Origin of the sequence: Mesorhizobium sp. B264B1B, assembly GCF_020165765.1 — a bacterium.
In the GTDB taxonomy this organism is placed as follows: Bacteria; Pseudomonadota; Alphaproteobacteria; order Rhizobiales; family Rhizobiaceae; genus Mesorhizobium.
Map to the genome: position 1 here is coordinate 1 of NZ_JAIUIS010000016.1, position 19889 is coordinate 19889.

The following is a 19889-nucleotide window of genomic DNA, read 5'->3' on the forward strand; positions in this document are numbered from 1 at the left end:
CCCCCCCAACGCCGTCCCCCACCCCGCTCCGCTTCGCGGATCGACCCTCCCCACAAGGGGGAGGGTAAATCACTCCGCCGCCCGGTCCGCCGGATACGGCGTCCTGATCAGGATCGCCATGCCTATGGCCAGGAACAGGATGATAACCGCCATGCCGAGCCGCGCCGAATCGCTCACCGCCGTGATGGTCGCCACCAGGAACGGCGCCAGGAAACTGGTCGCGCGCCCGGCCAGCGCATAGATGCCGAAATAGCGGCCGGATTCCGACGCCGTGACGCTGCGCGCCATATAGGACCGCGATGACGCCTGCACCGGCCCGAAGGCGAGCCCGATCAGCAACCCATAGAGGATGTAGGCCTTTTCCGCGGCGGTGCCGAACAGGCCCCCGGAATCGGTGGTCGAGAGCTGGATAAGCCCGAGCAGCGTGAAGCCGGGGCCGGTCGAGACGACGCCGATGGTGGCGACCGAAAGCATGACCAGCGCGATCATCACCACCGCCTTGGAGCCGAGCGCGGTGTCGAGCCGCGCGGCGATCCAGCAGCCGAAGATGGCGACGACGTTGAGGATGATGCCGAACATGCCGATCTCGGTGATCGACCACTGGAACATGCCGGCCGCGAAGGTGCCGCCGAGCGCCAGCAGCGCATTGACGCCGTCCTGATAGATCATGCGGGCGACGAGGAAGCGGAAGATGCCGCCGCGCCTGCGCACCTCGACCAAGGTCGACTTCAGCTCCGACAGGCCTTCGCGCACCGCAGGCCTGATCGGGATGCCTTTGATGGCATCGGGAGTGAAGAGGAACATCGGCAGGATGAACAGGAAATACCAGCCGGCCGACAGCGGCCCGGTGGCGCGGGCATCCTCGCCGAGCTTCGGGTCCAGCCCGAACAGCGGGTCGAGGCCGATGATGGTCTTGCCGGTCTCCTGCGATCCGGCCAGGAACAGCACGACGAAGATCAGCGCGATCATACCGCCGAGATAGCCAAGCCCCCAGGCCATGTTGGAGATGCGGCCGATCTCGCTCTTCGGCACCAGGCGCGGCATCATGGAATCGTTGAAGACGGTGGAGAATTCAGCCGCCACCGAGGCCAGCGAGAACAATGCCACGATCAGGAACAGGTTCGAGCCGGGCGCGGCGAGCCACAGCAGCGCCAGGCTGGCGATCTTGATCGCCGCGAAGAAGGCGATCCACGGCTTGCGCGGCCCGGTCTGGTCGGCGATCGAACCGAGGATCGGCGACAGCATGGCGATGACCAGTCCGGCCGCGGCGATGCCGTAGCCCCAGACGGCCTGGCCGGTGGTCGGATCGCTGGCCATGCGCGAAACGAAATAGGGGCCGAAGATGAAGGTGGTGACGACCGTGAAGAAGGGCTGCGCCGCCCAGTCGAACAACATCCACCCCCAGATGCCGCGCCCGGACGCCCGCTGCACTGCTACTTCGGCCATGTCCCCTCCGGTCGCCTTCGTTTCGTTGGGCGGTTCACCCCATGTCTGCATGTTTTCCGCTGGTCATGCAAACGAACACGAGTCGCGCCGCCGTTCTTTGGCCTACCCGCCTTCATTCAGATTAACGGAGCAAGGGCGCCAACCCTATGCCCCTTGTGCGACGGTCGGACCGAAGGTCCGGGTGAGGGCCGGCGCCGCCTCCCCGCCTAGGCGAGGGTAAGTCAGGCGATGGCTCACATCCCCGTCAGATCGCTCATCAGGCCCGATGCCACCGACAGCCGCGACACGGTGATGTCGCCGCCCTCGGTCAGCGCCTGCAGCCGTTCGCGGGTGCGGCCGATCCTCTCCCCGCCGGCCTCCAGCCACGCCGCCACCGGGTCGGCTGCCCCGGCGTGGTTCACGAGTGCCGCCACCGCGATGCCGCGCCGCGCGGTCCCGATCGTGTCGGTGGCGCGCGACAGGGCGAGCTGGTCGTAATAGTCCGCCGGTGTGATGGAGCGGGCCGCCTCCTCGACGCGCGGAATACGGAAGGCGTCGCTGACCGCGAAGAAGGCCTTCGCCGCGGCGACGATGTCGGCGCCTGCCGTTCGCGCCGTCAGCGCGATGTCGGGGATCAGCTCCGCCACATCGGCCAGCGCCAGTTGCGCTGCCAGCCTGTCCGGCGCCCCGGCCTTGAACAGTCCATGCCGCTTCTCGTCGATCCGTTCGCGCGAATAATCGGGGAGCAGCGAAACGAGTTTCGGCTCCAGCGCCTTGCGAGCCTCCTGCAATTCGGCGATGCGCTGGGCAAGCGGCGCCGTGCCGGCGTCGTTCTTCAAGTACCAGCCGCTGGTCACGTAGATCAGCCGGCTGACCGCCTGGTAGAGATCGAGCTGCATCTGGCCGTCGATCTGATTGTCGAGTGCGTCGATCTCGCGGTAAAGCGCCGGCAAGGCAAAGCCGTCGCGCACCACGGCGAAGGTGCGCACCACGTCGGCGGCGGTGCGCCCCGTTGCTTCCCGCAACCGGTTGACGAAGGAGGGACCGCCGCGGTTGACCAGCTCATTGGCTACGACCCGGGCGATGATCTCGCGGCGCAGGCGGTGGCCGTGGATCTCGGCGGCATATTTCTTCGCCATCCGGTCGGGGAAATAGCCCATCAGGTCGCGGTCGAAATGCGGCTCGTCAGGCACGTCGCTTGCGACGATGTCGGAAAACAGCACGATCTTGGCATAGGCGAGCAGCACGCCGAGCTCGGCCCTGGTCAGCGGCTCGCCGCGCGCCTCGCGCTCGGCAAGGGCCGCCGGCGAAGGCAACGTCTCGACCGTGCGGTCGAGCAGGCCGCGCGCTTCCAGCGCCGACATGAAGCGGGCCTGGTGGGCGATGTCGGCGAGGCCGCGCTTGCGGGCGATGGAGAGCGCCAGCGTCTGCTGATAGTTGTTGGACAGGACCAGCTCGCCGACCTCGCCGGTCATCTCGGCGAGAAGCTTGTCGCGCGCCGGGCGGGTCAACGACCCTTTGCGCATGGCGGACGCCAGCGCGATCTTGATATTGACCTCGACGTCGGAACAGTTGACCCCGCCCGAATTGTCGATGGCGTCGGAATTGCAACGCCCGCCATTCATGCCGAATTCGATGCGCGCGCGCTGCGTCACCCCGAGGTTGGCGCCCTCGCCGATCACCTTGGCGCGCACGTCGAGCGCGGTGATGCGGACGGCGTCGTTGGCGCGATCACCGACCTCGGCGTTGGTCTCGGTCGAGGCCCGCAAATACGTGCCGATGCCGCCGAACCACAAGAGGTCGACGGGCGCCTTGAGGATGGCGCTCATGATCTCGACCGGCGTGGCGGTCGTCTTGTTGAGGCCGATAGCAGCAGCAGCGGCGGCCGGCAAGGTGATCGATTTCTGGCCGCGCGAGACGATGACGCCGCCCTCGGAGAGCTTGCTCTTGTCGTAGTCCTGCCAGCTCGAACGGGGAAGAGCGAACATGCGCTGGCGCTCGGCCATTGACGCCGCCATGTCGGGATCGGGATCGATGAAGATGTCGCGGTGGTCGAAGGCTGCGATCAGCCTTGTCTTCGGCGACAACAGCATGCCGTTGCCGAACACGTCGCCCGACATGTCGCCCACCCCGACGACGGAGAAGGACGTGGTCTGGATGTCGCGGTTCATCTCGCGGAAATGCCGCTTGACCGCCTCCCACGCGCCCTTGGCGGTGATGCCCATCTTCTTGTGGTCATAGCCGGCCGAACCGCCGCTGGCGAAGGCATCGTCAAGCCAGAAGCCATGGCTTTCGCTGATGGCGTTGGCGGTGTCGGAGAAAGTTGCCGTGCCCTTGTCGGCGGCAACGACGAAATAGGGGTCGTCCTGGTCGCGCCTGACAACGCCGGCCGGCGGGATGACGCCGTCGAGGCCGATATTGTCGGTGATCGACAAAAGGCTGGAAACGAAGTTCTTGTAGGCCGAGGTACCGGCTTCGAAGATGGCGTCGCGGCCGGCGCTCATCGGCAGCTTCTTCGGATAGAATCCGCCCTTGGCACCGACCGGCACGATGACCGCGTTCTTGACCTGCTGTGCCTTGACCAGGCCGAGCACCTCGGTGCGGTAATCCTGGGCGCGGTCCGACCAGCGCAGGCCGCCGCGCGCCACCGGACCGAAGCGCAGATGCACGCCCTCGACCTCAGAGCCGTAGACGAAGATTTCCCGCCACGGTCGCGGCTCGGGCAATCCGTCGACCGAACGCGAATCGAGTTTGATCGCCAGCGACTGGCCCTTGGCTTTCGTATCGGCAACGAAATGATTGGTGCGCAGCGAGGCTTCGATGAGATTGAGGTAGCGGCGGATGATGGCGTCGTCGTCGATGTTGGGAACGTCTTCCAGCGCGTCCCTGATCTTGGCCTTGAGATGCTTTGCCGCCACCACGCCTTCCGTCTCGGCTGTCGGGCCGAGCCGGGCGATGAACAGCGCGTGCAGGCCGCGTGCGATCTCGGGATAGCGGTTGAGGGCCGCGGCGATGAAATCCTGGCTCTGCGGAATTCCGGCCTGCTGCAAATACCGCCCATAGGCGCGCAGGATGGTGATTTCGCCCGACCACAGGCCGGCGGTCTGGGCAAGGCCGTTGTAGCCGTCATTGTCGACGTCGCCGCGCCACACCGACAGGAACGCGTCCTCGAACAGCGCGCCGCCATTGCTGAGGTCGATCGGCTTTCCGTAGCTGTTCTCCAGCTCCATGTCGTGGATGAAGACGGTGCCGGGCTGATCACTATTGATCATGCCGGGCTGATCCCTATTGCCGGCCTTGTCGTCGCCGACCTCGAAGGTGCGCTCGCTGATGACGCGGAAGCCGATATTTTCCAGCACCGGAACGCGCCGCGACAGCGCCACGGGGCTGCCATGGTGATAGATTTTCAGCGCCGCCTGGTGCGGCTTCTGCTCGGCATGGCGATAGTAATCGATGGCGATCGGATTGCTGGCGCTGATCTTGGCGATACGCCCGGCATCGACCAGCGCCACACCGGCGCTGAAGGAGTCCCGGTAGCTTTCCGGAAATCGTGCCGCGATCCTCTTCAGCGCCGGGTCGCTGCCGCTGGTTTCCGCCGCCTCAGAAAGGGCGTCCTCCCAGGTGCGCACGATGTCGCGGATCGCCGCCTCGATCGTTGCCTGTTCGACCTTCGGCGTCTTGCCGCCGGAGCGGCCGATGATGAAATGCACGCGCGCCAGCCCGCCTTCCGGGAAGGCCGGGTAGTAGGCCGACAGTCGGCCTTCGAACACCGTCTTGAGGTAGGTGCCGACCTTCTCGCGCACGACGCTGTCGTAACGGTCGCGCGGCACGAAGACGAGGATGGAGACGAAGCGGTCGAACTGGTCGGCGCGCACCAGTGCCCGCACGCGCGGCCTCTCGACGAGGCCCAGAATGGCCGCGGCATGCTTCCTCAGGATCGGCACCGGTACCTGGAACAGCTCGTCGCGCGGATAGCTCTCCAGCACGTTGATCAGCGCCTTGCCGGAGTGGTCGTGCCGGTCGAAACCGGATTTGGCGATGACGGTTTCGGCCTTCGACCTGAGATAGGGGATCTTCATCACCGAGCGCGTGTAGGCGGTCGACGTAAACAGGCCGACAATGCGCAGTTCGCCCGCCAGAGCGCCCTTGGCGGTGTAGGTCTTGATGCCGATATAATCGAGATAGATGCGCCGGTGCACGGAAGACTTGGCATTGGCCTTGGTGACGATCAGCGGCTCCGGCCCATGCAGGAAGGCTCGAATCTCCGGCGTTGTCGTCACCGCTTCGGTGCCGCGCCGCAGCACCAGCACGTCCAGGTCGGACAATATGCCCAGGCCAGGCTTGTCGGCACGCTCCAGCGTGCCGCTTTCCTCGCCGCCGACATATGTGAATTCGCGCATGCCGAGGAAAGTGAAATTGTCGTCGCGCAGCCACTCCAGGAAGGCGATCGCCTCGGCCACGCTCTTCTTGTCCAGGGGTACCGCCGAATAGCGGAATTCCGAGATCGCCTGGTCGAGGCGGGCCAGCATCGGCTTCCAGTCGCTGACGGCTGAATGGACTTGGCCGAGTATCTTGCGCAGCCGCTCGGCCAAGCCGTTCGCCTGCTCCGGGGTCAGCCGGGGAATATGGACGTGAATGACGCTCAGCCGGTCGTGGCTGCCGTCGTCCCTGGCGAAATTGCCGTCGCCGAGAATTTCCTCGACGCCGTCCTTGCCATGGCGGACGGTGATGACGGGGTGGGTGACCAGGGTCGGCTCGCCGGCACTCTCGGTGATCTCGCCGAGTATGGAATCGAACAGGAAAGGCATATTGTCGTTGACGACGGTGACGATCGTGACGGGTCGGCCCTCGCGAACGACGCCGGAATCGGTATCGACGGCGACGGCGCACGCGCCCTTCTTGTGACCGGCGACCGCGCGGCCGGCGAGATCCGCGGCGCGTTCGAGGTCGGCCACCTCATAGGCGGCAATGTCTTCCGCCGGCGCGCGGGCGAGCAGGTAGTCGGCAAGCCTGGCCGGCCTTTCCTGCGTCTTCGGCATCGCCGTGGCTTTCTTCTTCGACCTGCTCGCCGATTTCACGCTGGCCATGATGCTTCTTTCCTCCCGTCGTATGCTTTTGCGGACTATGTAGCAGATGACCGCTATTTGGCGACAAAGGTTTGACGGCGTGCCAAGAATTATCGCAATTCGGCGGCAGCCGGCGACAAACGAGGAGGAATGCCCATGACCGACAGGATCACCGCGCTCGATCTCGCCGCCGCTGAACTGAGCGATGCGACCAGGACCTATTTCGCCAAATGCGAGGAGAAGCTCGGCCTGGTCCCCAACGTGTTGCGCGCCTATGCCTTCGACGACAAGAAGCTGCGTGCCTTCACCGACATGTACAATGATCTGATGCTGGGTGATTCAGGCCTGTCGAAGCTGGAGCGCGAGATGATCGCGGTCGCTGTCTCCTCCATCAACCATTGCTACTACTGCTTGACGGCGCATGGCGCCGCCGTGCGGCAGCTGTCGGGCGACCCTTCGCTCGGCGAGATGATGGTAATGAATTTCCGCGCCGCCGATCTTTCATCGAAGCAGGTCGCGATGCTGGAATTCGCGGTCAAGCTGACAGAGGAGCCGGCCAAGATCGTCGAAGCCGACCGCGCGGCCCTGCGTATGGCCGGCTTCACCGATCGCGACATTTGGGACATCGCCTCCACGGCCGCCTTCTTCAACATGTCGAACCGGGTGGCGGCGGCAATCGATATGCGCCCGAACCCCGAGTACCACGCCATGGCAAGGTGACGATCAGGGCCTGACTCGGCAGTATATTAGCTATCGCTCATTCTCATTGCTTGTTTGCCGGTTTGGTCCGATGATCGCCGGGCGGCATGACCGCATGCCGGTTCGATGCCGCCGACAAGGGAGGAGAACATGGCGAAATTTCTCTATGTCTATCACGGCTCCGGCAAGATGCCGACCGAGGAGGCCGAACGCAAAGCCGCGATGGATGCCTGGAACGGCTGGTACGGCAAGCTCGGCTCGGCCGTGATCGATGGCGGCAATCCGGTCGGCATGTCGAAGACGGTGCTGCCCGACGGCAAGGTCGAGAACAATGGCGGCAGCAACCCGACCGCCGGCTACACGATCGTGGAAGCCAGGGACATCGACGATGCCGTCGCCAAGGCCAGGGATTGCCCGATCCTGATGAACCCGGCCTTCAGCGTCGAGATCGCGCCGATCGTCGAAACGATGTGACGGTCACGAGCGCGCCGCGATCGCCGCGGCTGCACCGGCCATGGTGGTGGCGCTGACGCGGTTGGCGATTCTCATGGCGCGCTTGCTCTTCAGGAGCTTGCGCGCCTGGGCGGCGGCAAGCACCCAGGCAAGGTCGATGATAACAAGCACCACCGCCATGGTCGCCGTCAGCTCGAGCCAGCCAACCACCGTCACCGAAGCAAGGTCGATGATGGTCGGCAGCAAGGCCAGGTAGAACATCATGATCTTGGGGTTGCCGAGCGTCACGGCCATGCCGGCGAAGAACAGTTTGCCGGGCGAGTCCTCGCGCGGCATCTCGCCTTCTTTCGCTTCGACAGGCGCGGTCCACATCTTCCAGGCGAGGTAAGCGAGATAGGCGACGCCGACCCATTTGACGATGACGAAAGCGAAATGGAAAGTCTGCGCCACCACCGCCAGCCCGAACACCGCCAGGGACAGCCAGATGCCCTCGCCGATCCACATGGCGAGCAGGAACGGGAACACGTCGCGAAATCCCTTGGCGATGACGCGGGCGACGAGTGCCGCGATCGAAGGACCCGGCGAACCGGCGGCCACGAAGAGCGCGGCGGCGAAGATCAGGAGCGAGGTGAGGTGCATGGCGAGGATCTCGGCTTGAAAACCTTCAATGCCAGACATTAGCAATGCCAGACATTAGCGCAAGCGATCGAGCTTCGGTAGCATCAACATGCTTGCCGGCCCGGCATCTCGCGGCTAGATAGATCGCCGCGAAACAATTTCGAGCTTCACTTTGCCTACGTAACCGCCGGTCTCGTCAACTCCCCTGACACAATGCATGGCGCCGCCACAACGGTGCCTTTTTCCATTTCATGTGTTCCTCTGGGCGGCGGTTCGAGACCGGTTTGGCACTGCTGAACCGCTGTCGCATGCGCCGCGACGCCTGATCCCAAGAACCGCAGCCTACCGCCACGCCGCGCCCGCCTGGGCATCTCGACATTGCCGACCTGATGAACTTCCCGACGGGAAGGGCATATCGGCATGTCTTCTATTCTGCGCATCCGCTGGACGGTCGCGCCTCAAACCGCACCACGTCCCCTGATCACCTGCAATCGCTGCGGCGGCGTCAAAGCCTATCGCAGCAGCGGAAAGTTCCGCGTCAACGCCAACGGGAAGCGCATTGACGCCTGGCTGATCTATCGTTGTATCAACTGCGACAATTCCTGGAATTTCGGCATTTTTGAGCGCCGCAACCGCCGCGACATCGAGCCGGCGCTGCTGCGGGCGCTGGAGAGCAACGATGCAGCACTTGCCCGGCGCCATGCATTCGATGTGACCGCACTGCGCGGCCAGGTGTGGCGTGTCGAGGAGTTTCCCGACGTCGACGTGCACAAGACGGCGCTTGGCGGGACAAGCGAAGCTGCAAGCGTGCTGGAGCTCCGGCTCGGGCTCGAAATCCCGATATCGCTGCGGCTCGATCGTTTGCTCGCCAACGAACTCGGCATCTCACGGTCGCGACTTCAAGCCCTGGAGGAGAAAGGCCTGTTGGTTGTCGATTGCGACGGGGCCAAGGCTTTGCGCAAGCCGGCACGCGACGGGACGACGGTCCGCGTCGATCTGGCCGGCGAACCCGACCGGCAGGCCATCATATCTGCCGCCAGGGGATGAACGGCAGAGGGCGAAGCACCTGGTGCTCCGCCCCTCCCGGATACGATCAGAAAGCAGAAATTACGCGGCGCCGACGGCCTTGGACGATTTCTCGAAGCGCTTGCGCTCGTTGGGATCCAGATAAAGCTTGCGCAGGCGGATGGTCTTCGGTGTCACCTCGACCAGCTCGTCGTCCTGGATCCAGGCCAGCGCGCGCTCCAACGTCATGCGGATCGGCGGTGTCAGCTTGACCGCCTCGTCCTTGCCGGCGGCGCGGATGTTGGTCAGCTTCTTGCCCTTCAGCACGTTCACTTCCAGGTCGTTGTCGCGGGAGTGGATGCCGATGATCATGCCCTGATAGACCTTGACGCCCGGATCGATGACCATCGGGCCACGATCCTCCAGGTTCCACATGGCGTAGGCGACGGACTCGCCCTGCTCGTTGGAGATCAGCACGCCGTTGGTGCGGCCGGGCAGTTCGCCCTTATAGGGCTCATAGGCATGGAACAGCCGGTTCATCACGGCGGTGCCGCGCGTATCGGTCAAGAGTTCCGACTGGTAGCCGATCAGGCCGCGCGTCGGCGCGTGGAAGACGAGGCGCTGGCGGTTGCCGCCGGAGGGGCGCAATTCGACCATCTCGGCCTTGCGCTCGGACATTTTCTGCACGACGACGCCGGCATGCTCCTCGTCGACGTCGATGACGACTTCCTCGACCGGCTCCAGCAATTCGCCGTTCTCGCCCTTCTGCATGACCACGCGCGGCCGCGACACGGCGATTTCAAAGCCCTCGCGGCGCATGGTCTCGATCAGCACGGCAAGCTGCAATTCGCCACGGCCCGACACGAAGAAGGAATCCTTGTCAGGCGATTCCTCGATCTTGAGCGCGACATTGCCCTCGGCTTCGCGCAGCAGGCGGTCGCGGATGACGCGGCTGGTCACCTTGTCGCCTTCCGTGCCGGCCAGCGGCGAATCGTTGACGAGGAAAGACATGGTCACGGTCGGCGGATCGATCGGCTGCGCGTGCAGCGGCTCGCTCACGCTCAGGTCGCAGAACGTGTCGGCGACGGTGCCTTTGGACAGGCCGGCAATGGCGACGATGTCGCCCGCCTGCGCTTCCTCGATCGGCTGGCGCTCGAGGCCGCGGAAGGCCAGTATCTTGGAAATGCGGCCGGTTTCGATCTGGGTACCGTCATGATGCAGCACCTTGACCGCCTGGTTGGCCTTCAGCGTTCCGCTCTCGATGCGGCCGGTGATGATACGGCCGAGGAACGGATTGGCTTCCAGGATAGTGCCGATCATGCGGAACGGGCCGGGATGCACGGTCGGCGCGGGCACATGCTTGAGGACGAGGTCGAACAGCGGCGACAGGCCCTGGTCCTTGGGACCTTCCGGATTTTCCGAGACCCAGCCGTCGCGCCCCGAACCATAAAGGATCGGGAAGTCGAGCTGCTCGTCGGTGGCGTCGAGCGCGGCAAACAGGTCGAACACCTCGTTGACCACCTCGACATGGCGGGCGTCCGGCCGGTCGATCTTGTTGATGACGACGATGGGCTTCAAGCCGACCTTGAGCGCCTTGCCGACGACGAACTTGGTCTGCGGCATCGGGCCTTCGGCGGCGTCGACCAGCACGATCGCCGAATCCACCATCGACAGGATGCGCTCGACCTCGCCGCCGAAATCGGCGTGGCCGGGGGTGTCGACGATGTTGACGCGGGTACCCTTCCAGTCGACCGAGGTCGCCTTGGCCAGGATGGTGATGCCGCGTTCCTTTTCGAGGTCGTTGGAATCCATGGCGCGTTCGGCGACGCGCTGATTGTCGCGGAAGGCGCCGGATTGTTTCAGAAGCTGGTCGACAAGGGTGGTCTTTCCATGGTCGACGTGCGCGATGATCGCGATATTGCGGAGGTTCATGATCTGGTCTCGGGAGCGTTGCAGGCAGCAGGCCAAAAGGCGCCGCCTCTTTCGTGTTGCGCGGCTCATACAGGGTTTTTCGCATTTGCGAAAGAGGAAGCGCGACACCAAATAATCATCAAATCTTAAGCATCGCCATGTGAAATGGTTTTGTTAACCAAGGCGGGAACCTTTTGCGGGCCCGGGCAGTTCGAACACCATGACCAACGCAGTCGTCAAATTTCGGCCGATTCTCGCAACTGCGGCTTTCGCCGTGCTGCTGGCTGCCGGCGCCGCTCAATCCGCGGCGACGCTCAAGGAAGCGCGGCCCGCTCTGCCGAGCGATATCCCGAGCGCCGAACAGGTCTTTGCGGATGCGCCCGATGGCGTCGATCCGGTGGTGACGGGGCCGGTCAGCGCGGCCTTCAAGCAAAGGCAGCAAAGCGCCAACTGCGATAGCGCGGTTTGGCCCAACGTTCCGATAGTCTGCTATCCCGACTGATCGGCTGCGCGCCGTTGGCGAAGCTGCCGATCTCCCCCTTATTGAAAGATCGCCAATCTGACCGACGGCCCCTCGTCCGAAGGCGCACTACGCCGCCTGCGGCTCCGGGTCGAACGCCGGCCGGCTGGTGTTGATCAGGAGCGAGATACAGGCGGCGGCAATCGCGGTCATGCCGGCGATCAGGAAGGCCAGTTCGTAATTGCCTTGCAGTTCGCGCATGGTGCCGCCGAAGAAGGCGGCGGTTGCCGCGCCCACCTGATGGCCCGCGACGATCCAGCCGAACACGATCGGGCCGCTGCGGTCGCCGAAGGCTTCATTGGCGAGCCGCAGCGTCGGCGGCACGGTGGCGATCCAGTCGAGACCGTAAAGCACGGCGAAGATGATCAGACTAGTCGCCGAAAAGCCGGAATAGGGCAGATAGATCAGCGAAAGGCCGCGGATTGCATAATAGACGCCGAGCAGCTTGCGCGGATCGAAACGGTCGGTGAGCCAGCCCGACAGCGTGGTGCCGATCAGGTCGAAAATGCCCATCATCGACAACAGGCCAGCCGCCTGCACCTCGTTGATGCCCATATCGCCGCAAAATGCGATGAGATGCGTGCCGACCAGCCCGTTGGTGGTGAAACCGCAGACGAAGAAGGTGGCGAACAGGTACCAGAAGACGCGCGTGCCGGCGGCGCGGCGCAGCGTGGTCAGCGTGTGGGTCAGGAAATTGCCTTGTGCCGCCGGCGGTACCGGCGGCACGTCATCGGCTTCCGCGCCATAGCGCACCATGCCGATCGATGCCGGGCGTTCCGGCACCAGCAGCAGCACCAGCGGCACGAGACAGGCCGTTGCGACGGAGATGGCGGTGACGACGGGCTTCCAGCCGCCCGACTGCGCCAGCGAGGCCAGCAGCGGCAGGAAGACCAGCAGACCGGTGGCGCTGGAGGCCGACATCAAGCCCATGACGAGGCCGCGGTTGGTCTTGAACCAGCGGTTGACGATGGTGGCGCCGAGCACGGTGGCGACCGCGCCGGAGCCGACGCCGGAAAACACGCCCCAGGTAATCAGCAGATGCCATGGCTTGGTCATCAGCAGGCTGAGCGCGGTGGAGGCCGACATCACGACAAGCGCGGCAAGCAGCGTGCGCCGCAGCCCGATCCGCTCCATCAGCGCGGCGGCAAACGGCCCGGTCAGGCCGTAGAGGAAGATGCCGACCGCGGCAGCCAGCGACACCACGTCGCGCCGCCAGCCGAAACTTTCCTCCAGCGGCAGCATCATGACGGCTGGCGCGGAGCGCAAGCCGGCCGCGATCAGCAGGCAGAGAAAGATGACGGCGACCACGACGAAAGCGTAGCGCTGGCCAAACGGACGGGATTGAGCTAGCATGTTACTGACCGGTACGTTGCAGGGTGGAAACATGTATACGTACCGATCGGTAACAGTGTCAACCGAGACCGCGAATGCCACCAGACAATAAAATTGAACCGTCCATCAGCAGCGCTCACGCGTCGGCTCCGCCAAAGGCGGCGGAAAAGATACTCGGCGTGGCGCGCGATCTGTTTTACCGGCAAGGCATCAGGGCAATTGGCGTCGATGAGATCGTCAGGCGCGCAGGGGTCACCAAGCCCAGCCTCTATCGCAGCTTTCCCTCCAAGGACGAATTGGCCGCCTCTTATCTGCGCCGATACGACCTCGAATTCTGGGAACGCTTCGACGAGGCGGTGAACGCCCATCCCGGCGATCCGCGCGCGCAAATCCGAGCCTTCCTGACCCGCGTCGGCAAGCGCACGCAGAAGCCTGACTATCGCGGCTGCGGCATGACCAATGCGGCCGTAGAATATCCCGAGCGCGGCCATCCGGCGCGCGTGGTGAGCGAGGACAACAAGCAGGAACTGCGCCGCCGCCTGCGCGCCATGGCCGCCGCGATGAATGCCGCCGACGCCGACACGCTGGGCGACGGTCTGCTGCTTCTGATCGAAGGCGCCTATATCAGCGGCCAGTTGTTCGGCGCCGGTGGCCCGGCGGCGTCGGTGGCGATCAACGCCGATCTGCTGATCGAGGCGAGCTTGAAGAAATAGTGTTTGGCGATAGGCTGCTGCGACCTTCAACGGAGATGTCCGCGATGCGCAGCCTGGTTCTTCCGCTCGTTCTCGCCAGCGTCTGCCGGGCAGCCCATGCCGGCGAGATATCGAGCGCCTACACCGATCTCGACTGGAAGAACGACTGCGTCACCTATGCGCAGGCCGGGGACGGTGATGGCGACTGGGCCGACCTCGCCTGTTCGGGCTATCGTGGCTATCCGGTGCTGATCGCCTATGACGATGCGCGCGAATCGCTGTTTTATGGTTTCCCGCCCGGCGGCGACATGACATCGGTCTGGGAAAGTTTCTCCGGCTTCAATTCCTCAGGCGCCAGGATCGAGTGGCGCATCGAGACCGACGGCGACAAGGCGGTGCCGTTCGCGGTCATTCACCGCCGCTCGATCAGCAATCCGGAAGACGAGAAGAAACCCACCGACGTGCTGCTCGTCTCCAAGGTCGCGCAAATGGATGCGCGCGACGGCTGCACGGTCGCACTGGTGCTGGCTACAGGAAATCCTGCCGCCAACGATCAGGCGCGCAAGCTTGCCGACGAGAAAGCACGGTCCTTCGCCTGCGGCAAGGACCGGCGCACCGTCATCGGCGAGGTGCCGGCTTTCGGGCGCGTCGACAATTGAAGGACAAGCGTTCGCCGCTCGCCGACGTGTCAAATGCTTCTGTTTTCACGCGCCCTCGTCATCACCGTTGAGGAACAGCAATGTCCCGGAGCGCGCGAATCTGCTTGTTGTGGGCTCAGCCGTAGATCTGCTTGTGGACCTGATAAAGCATTTCCGAGCGGTCGGCGCGCATGTCGGCCAGATCGCGGCTGGAGAAGCTGTCGATTTCAGCGACGAGGCGGTTGTAGTTCTTGCGCTTGGCGATGCTGCTGCGGGCGCGGGTCAAGAGGCTGTCGAGGATCATAGCGAGTTTCCTTCTGGGCCGCATTTGGCGGCCGGTTTCTTCCTCCCTTGATCGATACGGAGCATGACATAGGAATAGTGCATCGCAAAAAGAAGATGTTGCAATGCACCATTGCGCTATGTGCATAGCCGGTTAATGGCGCCTGAACGCCACCCCCGGCGCCGGCGCATTGCCCTTCCGTGATGGGAATGCCGGTTCCTGTCGTTTTGTCTTACAAATTGCGGAAATGTCATCGCCGCCGACCTTGCCATATCGATCTCCTGCTGGCTTGATCGCCGCCGGATTGCCAACGTTACCGGGAGGAAAGAATGGCCGCCGCCGACTACGAAATTCTCGATCCGCGTTTTGCGCGGCTGTTCAACGGCAATGCGCAAGTGGATAAGCTCTTCACCGGCTGCCGATGGGCGGAAGGGCCGGCCTGGTTCGCCGCCGGCCGCTATGTCGTCTGGTCCGACATCCCGAACAACCGCATGATGCGTTACGACGAGACCGACGGCAGCGTCAGCGTGTTTCGGCAGCCATGCGGCAATTCCAACGGCAACACCGTCGACCGGCAGGGCCGGCTGGTGACCTGCGAGCATTCGGGGCGCCGCGTGAGCCGCACCGAGTTCGACGGTTCGGTCACCACCATCGCCGCCAAATGGAAGGGCAAGCGGCTGAATTCGCCCAATGACGTGGTGGTCAAGTCGGACGGCTCGATCTGGTTCACCGATCCAACCTACGGCATCGACACCGATTACGAGGGCGACAGGGCCGAGAGCGAGATCGGCGCCTGCCATGTCTACCGGGTCGATCCCGGTACCGGCGATGTCGAGGCTGTCATCACCGACATGGTCAGGCCGAACGGGCTGGCTTTCTCGCTCGACGAGAGCAAGCTCTATGTCGTCGACACCGGCCGCACGCATGGCGCGCAGAACCCGGCGCATATGCGGGTATTCAATGTCGGCGAGGGCGGCAAGAAGGTCTCGGGTGAAAAAGTCTTCGCCGACTGCACCGCAGGCCTGTTCGACGGCTTCAGGCTCGATGATGCCGGGCGCATCTGGACCAGCGCCGCCGATGGCATCCATTGCTACGATCCGGACGGAACGCTGATCGGCAAGGTCAAGGTGCCCGAGGTGACGGCCAATTGCGTGTTCGGCGGCGCCAAGCTGAACTGTCTCTACATTGCCGGCACCACCTCGCTCTACATGGTCCGGCTGATGGTGAACGGCGCCAAGACCTACTGAGCTGAATTAAAGGGAGGATCGTCATGCCATTCGTCAACATCCGCATCGTCAAGGAAGTGATCGCCGCCGATCCGGCCGGCAAGAAAGCCGACATCGCCAAAAAAGTCACGGCGGCGATCATGGACGCCACCGGGCTCGGCAATGACGATGTCTGGGTGGTCTTCGAGGAGGTCAACGCCCGCGACTGGTACGTCGGCAAGACCGATGTCGAGACGCTGAGAAAAGGGTAGGCGCTAACGCGCGCGAATGAAATCCGCGAAAGCGGACAACGCATCGCGCGTTGCCAACGCGTTCGCCTGCTCCCCCAGGACGGCCTCCACCTCAGCTGGCTTCTTGCCGAGCAGCCCGATCTCCAGCCCGCCGTCATAAAGCGCGAAGGACATGGTGCGCATGATCTCCGCCAATGCGGCGCGGGCATAGAGCGAGCGCGGCGAGGCGTGCACCAGCATGGCCGGCTTGTCGACGGCGGCATCGCGCGACACCAGCCAGTCGAGCGCATTCTTCAGGCCGCCCGGCACGCCATGCGCATATTCCGGGCATGAGATGATGACGCCGTCGGCGGCGGTGACGGCATCGATCAGCCTGGACGCTTCGGACGGCGTCCGCTCACCCTCGTCGTCGGGGTTGAAGATCGGCAGCAGGCCGAGTCCTTCATGGATGGCGACGCGGCAGCCCTCTGGCGCGTTCCACGCCAGTGCCGCGACCAGGGCCGAATTGGTGGAGGCCGCCCGCAGGCTGCCGGAAATGGCAAGGAGGTTCAGCAAGGCGACGCTCTGACGAATCTTCCGCGCACGCTACCACATCGTCTGCTTGTATTCGTCGTCCAGCCAGCGGTCGGTCGCCTCGGCCGAATCGGCGAGCGCCAGTTGGTCGCGCAGGATCTGACCGAGCGTCGGCAGCGTGGCGCGATCGTGCCAGCTCTCCGGCTTCCAAAGCTCGGAGCGCATGAAGGCCTTGGCGCAATGCATGTAGGCGGCCTTGACGGCGACCACGACGACGCTCTGCGGCTCCTTGCCGTCGACGGCCAGCCGTTCGCGCAAAGCGGCGTCGACGGTGATGCGGGCGTCGCCATTGACGCGCAGCGTCTCGTTCATGCCGGGAATGAGGAACAGCAGCCCGACCGACGGATTGAGCAGGATGTTCTCCAGCGTATCCAGCCGGTTGTTGCCGGGCCGGTCGGGGATGGCGATGGTCCTGTCGTCAAGCACGGCGGCGAATCCTGGCTTGTCGCCTTTGGGCGTCACATCGGCATTGCCTTCGCCGTCGGAGGAGCCGATCAGCACGAAGGGGCTCTTGCCTATGAAGGAGCGGCAATGGCCGTCCAGCGCCTTCAATTCTTTGCGGATCGAACCATCCATCGGACGCGGCGTCTTGTAGATCGTCCGCAGCTCTTCGCGCGTGGTGACGAATTCCATGGCACTCCCCCAATTGCAGGCCTTATTTGCGGGCCTTCTCTTCGCCGCCGGTCTTGTCGTCCAGCGAATGGCGCAGGATCAGCGGCATCTGGCTGAAGGTGAACAGAAGCGTGATCGGCATGATGCCCCAGACCTTGAAGGTAACCCAGGCATCGGTCGAAAAATTCCGCCACACCACCTCGTTGACGAGGGCCAGGAACAGGAAGAACAGACCCCAGCGGAAGGTGAGTTTCCTCCAGCCCTCGGCATCAAGCCTGAAGGCGGAATCGAAGACGTAGCCAAGCAGCGATCTGCCGAAGAACAACCCTCCGAGCAGCACGCCGCCGAACAGCGTGTTGACGATGGTCGGCTTCATCTTGATGAAGATGTCGTCCTGCAGGTAGAGCGTCAACGCGCCGAAGATGAAGACGACGACGCCCGACACCATCGGCATGATCGGCAGGGTGCGGGTGAGTAGCCACGACGCGACCAGCGCGATCGCGGTGGCGGCCATGAACAGGCCGGTGGCGACGAAGATCGGGCCGCCGAATTCAGCCAGCGCCGGGAATTTCTGCGTCAGCCATTCGCCTCGCGCATTGGCGAAAAAGAACACCAGCAGCGGCCCTAGCTCGAGAACGAGCTTGAGCAGCGGGTTGACGCCTTCCTTCTTCTCTTTCTGCGGGTCGGACGGATCGCGTTCGAGAATGGGTGGGTTCATATCTTCCTTCTTACGCACGATCCGGTTGAAGCAATCTTCCCCGGGATCATGCCGTTACGCAACGCCAGCGATCGCCCTGGCGAATTCGCTTGCCGAGAACGGTTCGAGGTCGTCAACCTGTTCGCCGACGCCGATGAAATAGACCGGCAATCTGTGTTTTGCCGCGATCGCCACCAGAATACCGCCACGCGCCGTGCCGTCCAGCTTGGTCATCACCAGGCCGTTGACCCCGGCGACATTGCGGAAGATCTCGACCTGGTTGAGCGCGTTCTGGCCGGTGGTGGCGTCGACCGTCTGCAGCACGGTGTGCGGGGCTTCCGGATCAAGCTTGCCCAGCACGCGCACGATCTTTTCCAACTCGGCCATCAGCTCGGCCTTGTTTTGCAATCGGCCGGCGGTGTCGATGATCAGCACGTCGGAACCCGCTTCCTTCGCCTTCTCGAAGGCATCGTAGGCGAGGCCGGCGGCATCGGCGCCGAGCTTGGAGGCGATGACCGGCGATTTCGTCCGCTCGCCCCAGATCTTGAGCTGCTCGATGGCGGCGGCTCGGAAGGTGTCGCCGGCGGCCAGCATCACCGACAGGCCGCCATCGGTCAGTTTGGCCGCCAGCTTGCCGATGGTCGTGGTCTTGCCGGTGCCGTTGACGCCGACCACCAGGATGACATGCGGTTTGTGGCTGAGGTCGAGTTCCAGCGGCAGGGCGACGGGGGTCAGCACCTTCTCGACCTCCTGCGCCATCACGGTGCGGACCTCGGCGTCGGAGACATCCTTGCCGTAGCGGCTGGCGGCCAGCGAATCGGTGACGCGCAAGGCGGTCTCCAGCCCGAGATCGGCGCGGATCAGCACGTCCTCCAGGTCCTGCAGCGTGTCGTCGTCGAGCTTGCGCTTGGTGAAGACGCCAGCAATGTTGCCCGACAATTCGCGCGAGGAACGGGCAAGCCCGTCCCGCATGCGCTGGAACCAGGAGCGCCGCGGCGCCGGCTCCGGCGCCTTCTGCGGCTCGGCCTTCTGCTCCACTTTTTTGGCGACCGTCACCTTGACGGGAGCGGGCGTGGGCTTCGGCGGCGCGGGAACTGCCTCAGGTTCCGGCGCGATCTCGGCGCGCACAGGCTGCGGCTCGATCGGCGCAGGCTGGCGAATTGGCGGCGAGATTTCGGCGGCAGTTTCGGCACTGGGTGCCAGGTTCTCGACAGGCTGGCGCCCCTCACCCTTACCCTCTCCCCATGAAGGACGGAGAGAGGGAGGCGTTGGCGATGGAACTTCTTCCTTCTCCCCGTCACTATACGGGGAGAAGGCGCCGGCAGGCGGATGAGGGGGGGCGCCGGCCTGTGACGGCTGCGCCGAAGACGGTGTCGTAGGAATCTCGATTGGCGCCGGCGTCTCGACCGGAACTTCGGCGGGCGTCGGTACTTCGGCGGGTGCCGGTTCCGGCAGCTGCTCCGGGCGCGACGGGACAATTTCCGGCTCGGCGGGCGCTGGCGGCGGTACCTCCTGCGGCCGCGGTTCGGGCGCAGGCTCCGGAATGGCCGGAGGTGTCGGAACTTCCTCAGGTGCCGGCGGCTCCGGGCGCTCGGGCGTCGGTGCCGGTTCCTCCTCCGGCCGCGGCTCCGGCAGCGGTTCCGGCTCGGGCGGAACAGTCGGCTCCGGCACCGGCGGAATGGCCGGGGCAGGCTCGGGTGTCGGCTCCTCGGGCGGCGCGGGCTCGACGGGAGGCTGAGCCTGGGTCTCCTCCCGCTTCAGGAATTCCGGAACGGCCTGCTCGGCCGCCGGCTTCAGCGTGTCGAGCTGATCCCATTTGATCGGCGGCAGCGGGGCGGTCTCGTCGACGCGCTCCTCGACGACCTCCTTCTTGCCGAACGAAAATATCTTCTTGAAGAACCCGGCCATC

18 protein-coding genes are annotated in these 19889 nt (G+C 64.4%); 8 read left to right on the top strand and 10 right to left on the bottom strand.

Annotated features, from left to right (window positions below; all coding sequences use genetic code 11):
* Positions 1-69 precede the first annotated feature (69 nt).
* Together LB547_RS26115 and LB547_RS26120 are read right to left on the bottom strand one after the other, a co-directional pair.
* On the bottom strand, positions 70-1446 hold the full coding sequence (locus tag LB547_RS26115) for an MFS transporter (RefSeq protein ID WP_140676173.1): 1377 nt from the start codon (positions 1444-1446) through the stop codon (positions 70-72).
* 233 nt (positions 1447-1679) lie between these two features.
* Positions 1680-6512: an NAD-glutamate dehydrogenase gene (locus LB547_RS26120; protein ID WP_140759202.1), complete on the bottom strand. Its 4833-nt coding sequence runs from the start codon at positions 6510-6512 to the stop codon at positions 1680-1682.
* A 135-nt stretch (positions 6513-6647) separates the two neighbouring features.
* Here LB547_RS26120 and LB547_RS26125 point away from each other — a divergent pair, with 135 nt between their 5' ends.
* Entirely contained in the window at positions 6648-7211 is a 564-nt protein-coding gene (locus LB547_RS26125) for a peroxidase-related enzyme (protein ID WP_140670607.1), read from the top strand.
* A 129-nt stretch (positions 7212-7340) separates the two neighbouring features.
* Positions 7341-7664: a YciI family protein gene (locus LB547_RS26130; RefSeq protein WP_140759200.1), complete on the top strand. Its 324-nt coding sequence runs from the start codon at positions 7341-7343 to the stop codon at positions 7662-7664.
* 3 nt (positions 7665-7667) lie between these two features.
* Here LB547_RS26130 and LB547_RS26135 read toward each other — a convergent pair whose 3' ends face one another.
* Positions 7668-8282, bottom strand: coding sequence for a LysE family translocator (locus LB547_RS26135; protein WP_140518106.1), 615 nt, complete (start codon positions 8280-8282; stop codon positions 7668-7670).
* A 399-nt stretch (positions 8283-8681) separates the two neighbouring features.
* Here LB547_RS26135 and LB547_RS26140 point away from each other — a divergent pair, with 399 nt between their 5' ends.
* The gene (locus tag LB547_RS26140) at positions 8682-9308 is read left to right on the top strand and encodes a DUF1062 domain-containing protein (protein WP_140518065.1); all 627 of its coding nucleotides are present in this window, start codon (positions 8682-8684) and stop codon (positions 9306-9308) included.
* 60 nt (positions 9309-9368) lie between these two features.
* On the opposite strand, the gene typA is transcribed toward LB547_RS26140, so the two are convergent.
* Positions 9369-11198 carry a translational GTPase TypA gene (gene typA, locus LB547_RS26145; RefSeq protein ID WP_140492867.1) on the bottom strand — a complete coding sequence of 610 codons (1830 nt, stop codon included), beginning with the start codon at positions 11196-11198 and terminating at the stop codon, positions 9369-9371.
* 253 nt (positions 11199-11451) lie between these two features.
* Between typA and LB547_RS26150 the strand changes: the two genes are divergently transcribed.
* On the top strand, positions 11452-11679 hold the full coding sequence (locus LB547_RS26150) for a hypothetical protein (protein WP_224518939.1): 228 nt from the start codon (positions 11452-11454) through the stop codon (positions 11677-11679).
* Between the two features lie 87 nt (positions 11680-11766).
* Here LB547_RS26150 and LB547_RS26155 read toward each other — a convergent pair whose 3' ends face one another.
* Positions 11767-13050: an MFS transporter gene (locus LB547_RS26155; RefSeq protein WP_140880322.1), complete on the bottom strand. Its 1284-nt coding sequence runs from the start codon at positions 13048-13050 to the stop codon at positions 11767-11769.
* Positions 13051-13124: 74 nt separating this feature from the next.
* On the opposite strand from LB547_RS26155, the gene LB547_RS26160 reads away from it, so the two are divergent.
* Complete coding sequence (locus tag LB547_RS26160) at positions 13125-13742, top strand: TetR/AcrR family transcriptional regulator (protein ID WP_140524978.1); 618 nt, start codon at positions 13125-13127, stop codon at positions 13740-13742.
* Between the two features lie 44 nt (positions 13743-13786).
* Positions 13787-14380: a hypothetical protein gene (locus tag LB547_RS26165; protein ID WP_140492855.1), complete on the top strand. Its 594-nt coding sequence runs from the start codon at positions 13787-13789 to the stop codon at positions 14378-14380.
* A gap of 115 nt (positions 14381-14495) precedes the next feature.
* Here LB547_RS26165 and LB547_RS26170 read toward each other — a convergent pair whose 3' ends face one another.
* On the bottom strand, positions 14496-14663 hold the full coding sequence (locus tag LB547_RS26170) for a hypothetical protein (protein WP_140492852.1): 168 nt from the start codon (positions 14661-14663) through the stop codon (positions 14496-14498).
* A gap of 308 nt (positions 14664-14971) precedes the next feature.
* Between LB547_RS26170 and LB547_RS26175 the strand changes: the two genes are divergently transcribed.
* Together LB547_RS26175 and LB547_RS26180 are read left to right on the top strand one after the other, a co-directional pair.
* Positions 14972-15889: an SMP-30/gluconolactonase/LRE family protein gene (locus tag LB547_RS26175; RefSeq protein WP_140518068.1), complete on the top strand. Its 918-nt coding sequence runs from the start codon at positions 14972-14974 to the stop codon at positions 15887-15889.
* A 23-nt stretch (positions 15890-15912) separates the two neighbouring features.
* The gene (locus tag LB547_RS26180) at positions 15913-16119 is read left to right on the top strand and encodes a tautomerase family protein (protein ID WP_013892236.1); all 207 of its coding nucleotides are present in this window, start codon (positions 15913-15915) and stop codon (positions 16117-16119) included.
* A 3-nt stretch (positions 16120-16122) separates the two neighbouring features.
* Here LB547_RS26180 and LB547_RS26185 read toward each other — a convergent pair whose 3' ends face one another.
* The 4 genes from LB547_RS26185 to ftsY are packed head-to-tail and all read right to left on the bottom strand — an operon-like array spanning position 16123 to position 19888.
* The gene (locus LB547_RS26185; protein WP_140524976.1) at positions 16123-16653 is read right to left on the bottom strand and encodes an NADPH-dependent FMN reductase; all 531 of its coding nucleotides are present in this window, start codon (positions 16651-16653) and stop codon (positions 16123-16125) included.
* Between the two features lie 30 nt (positions 16654-16683).
* Positions 16684-17304, bottom strand: coding sequence for a pyridoxamine 5'-phosphate oxidase family protein (locus LB547_RS26190; protein ID WP_140729433.1), 621 nt, complete (start codon positions 17302-17304; stop codon positions 16684-16686).
* A 22-nt stretch (positions 17305-17326) separates the two neighbouring features.
* On the bottom strand, positions 17327-18001 hold the full coding sequence (locus LB547_RS26195) for a septation protein A (protein WP_140524974.1): 675 nt from the start codon (positions 17999-18001) through the stop codon (positions 17327-17329).
* A 54-nt stretch (positions 18002-18055) separates the two neighbouring features.
* Entirely contained in the window at positions 18056-19888 is a 1833-nt protein-coding gene (gene ftsY / locus LB547_RS26200) for a signal recognition particle-docking protein FtsY (RefSeq protein WP_140566685.1), read from the bottom strand.
* Position 19889 lies beyond the last annotated feature (1 nt).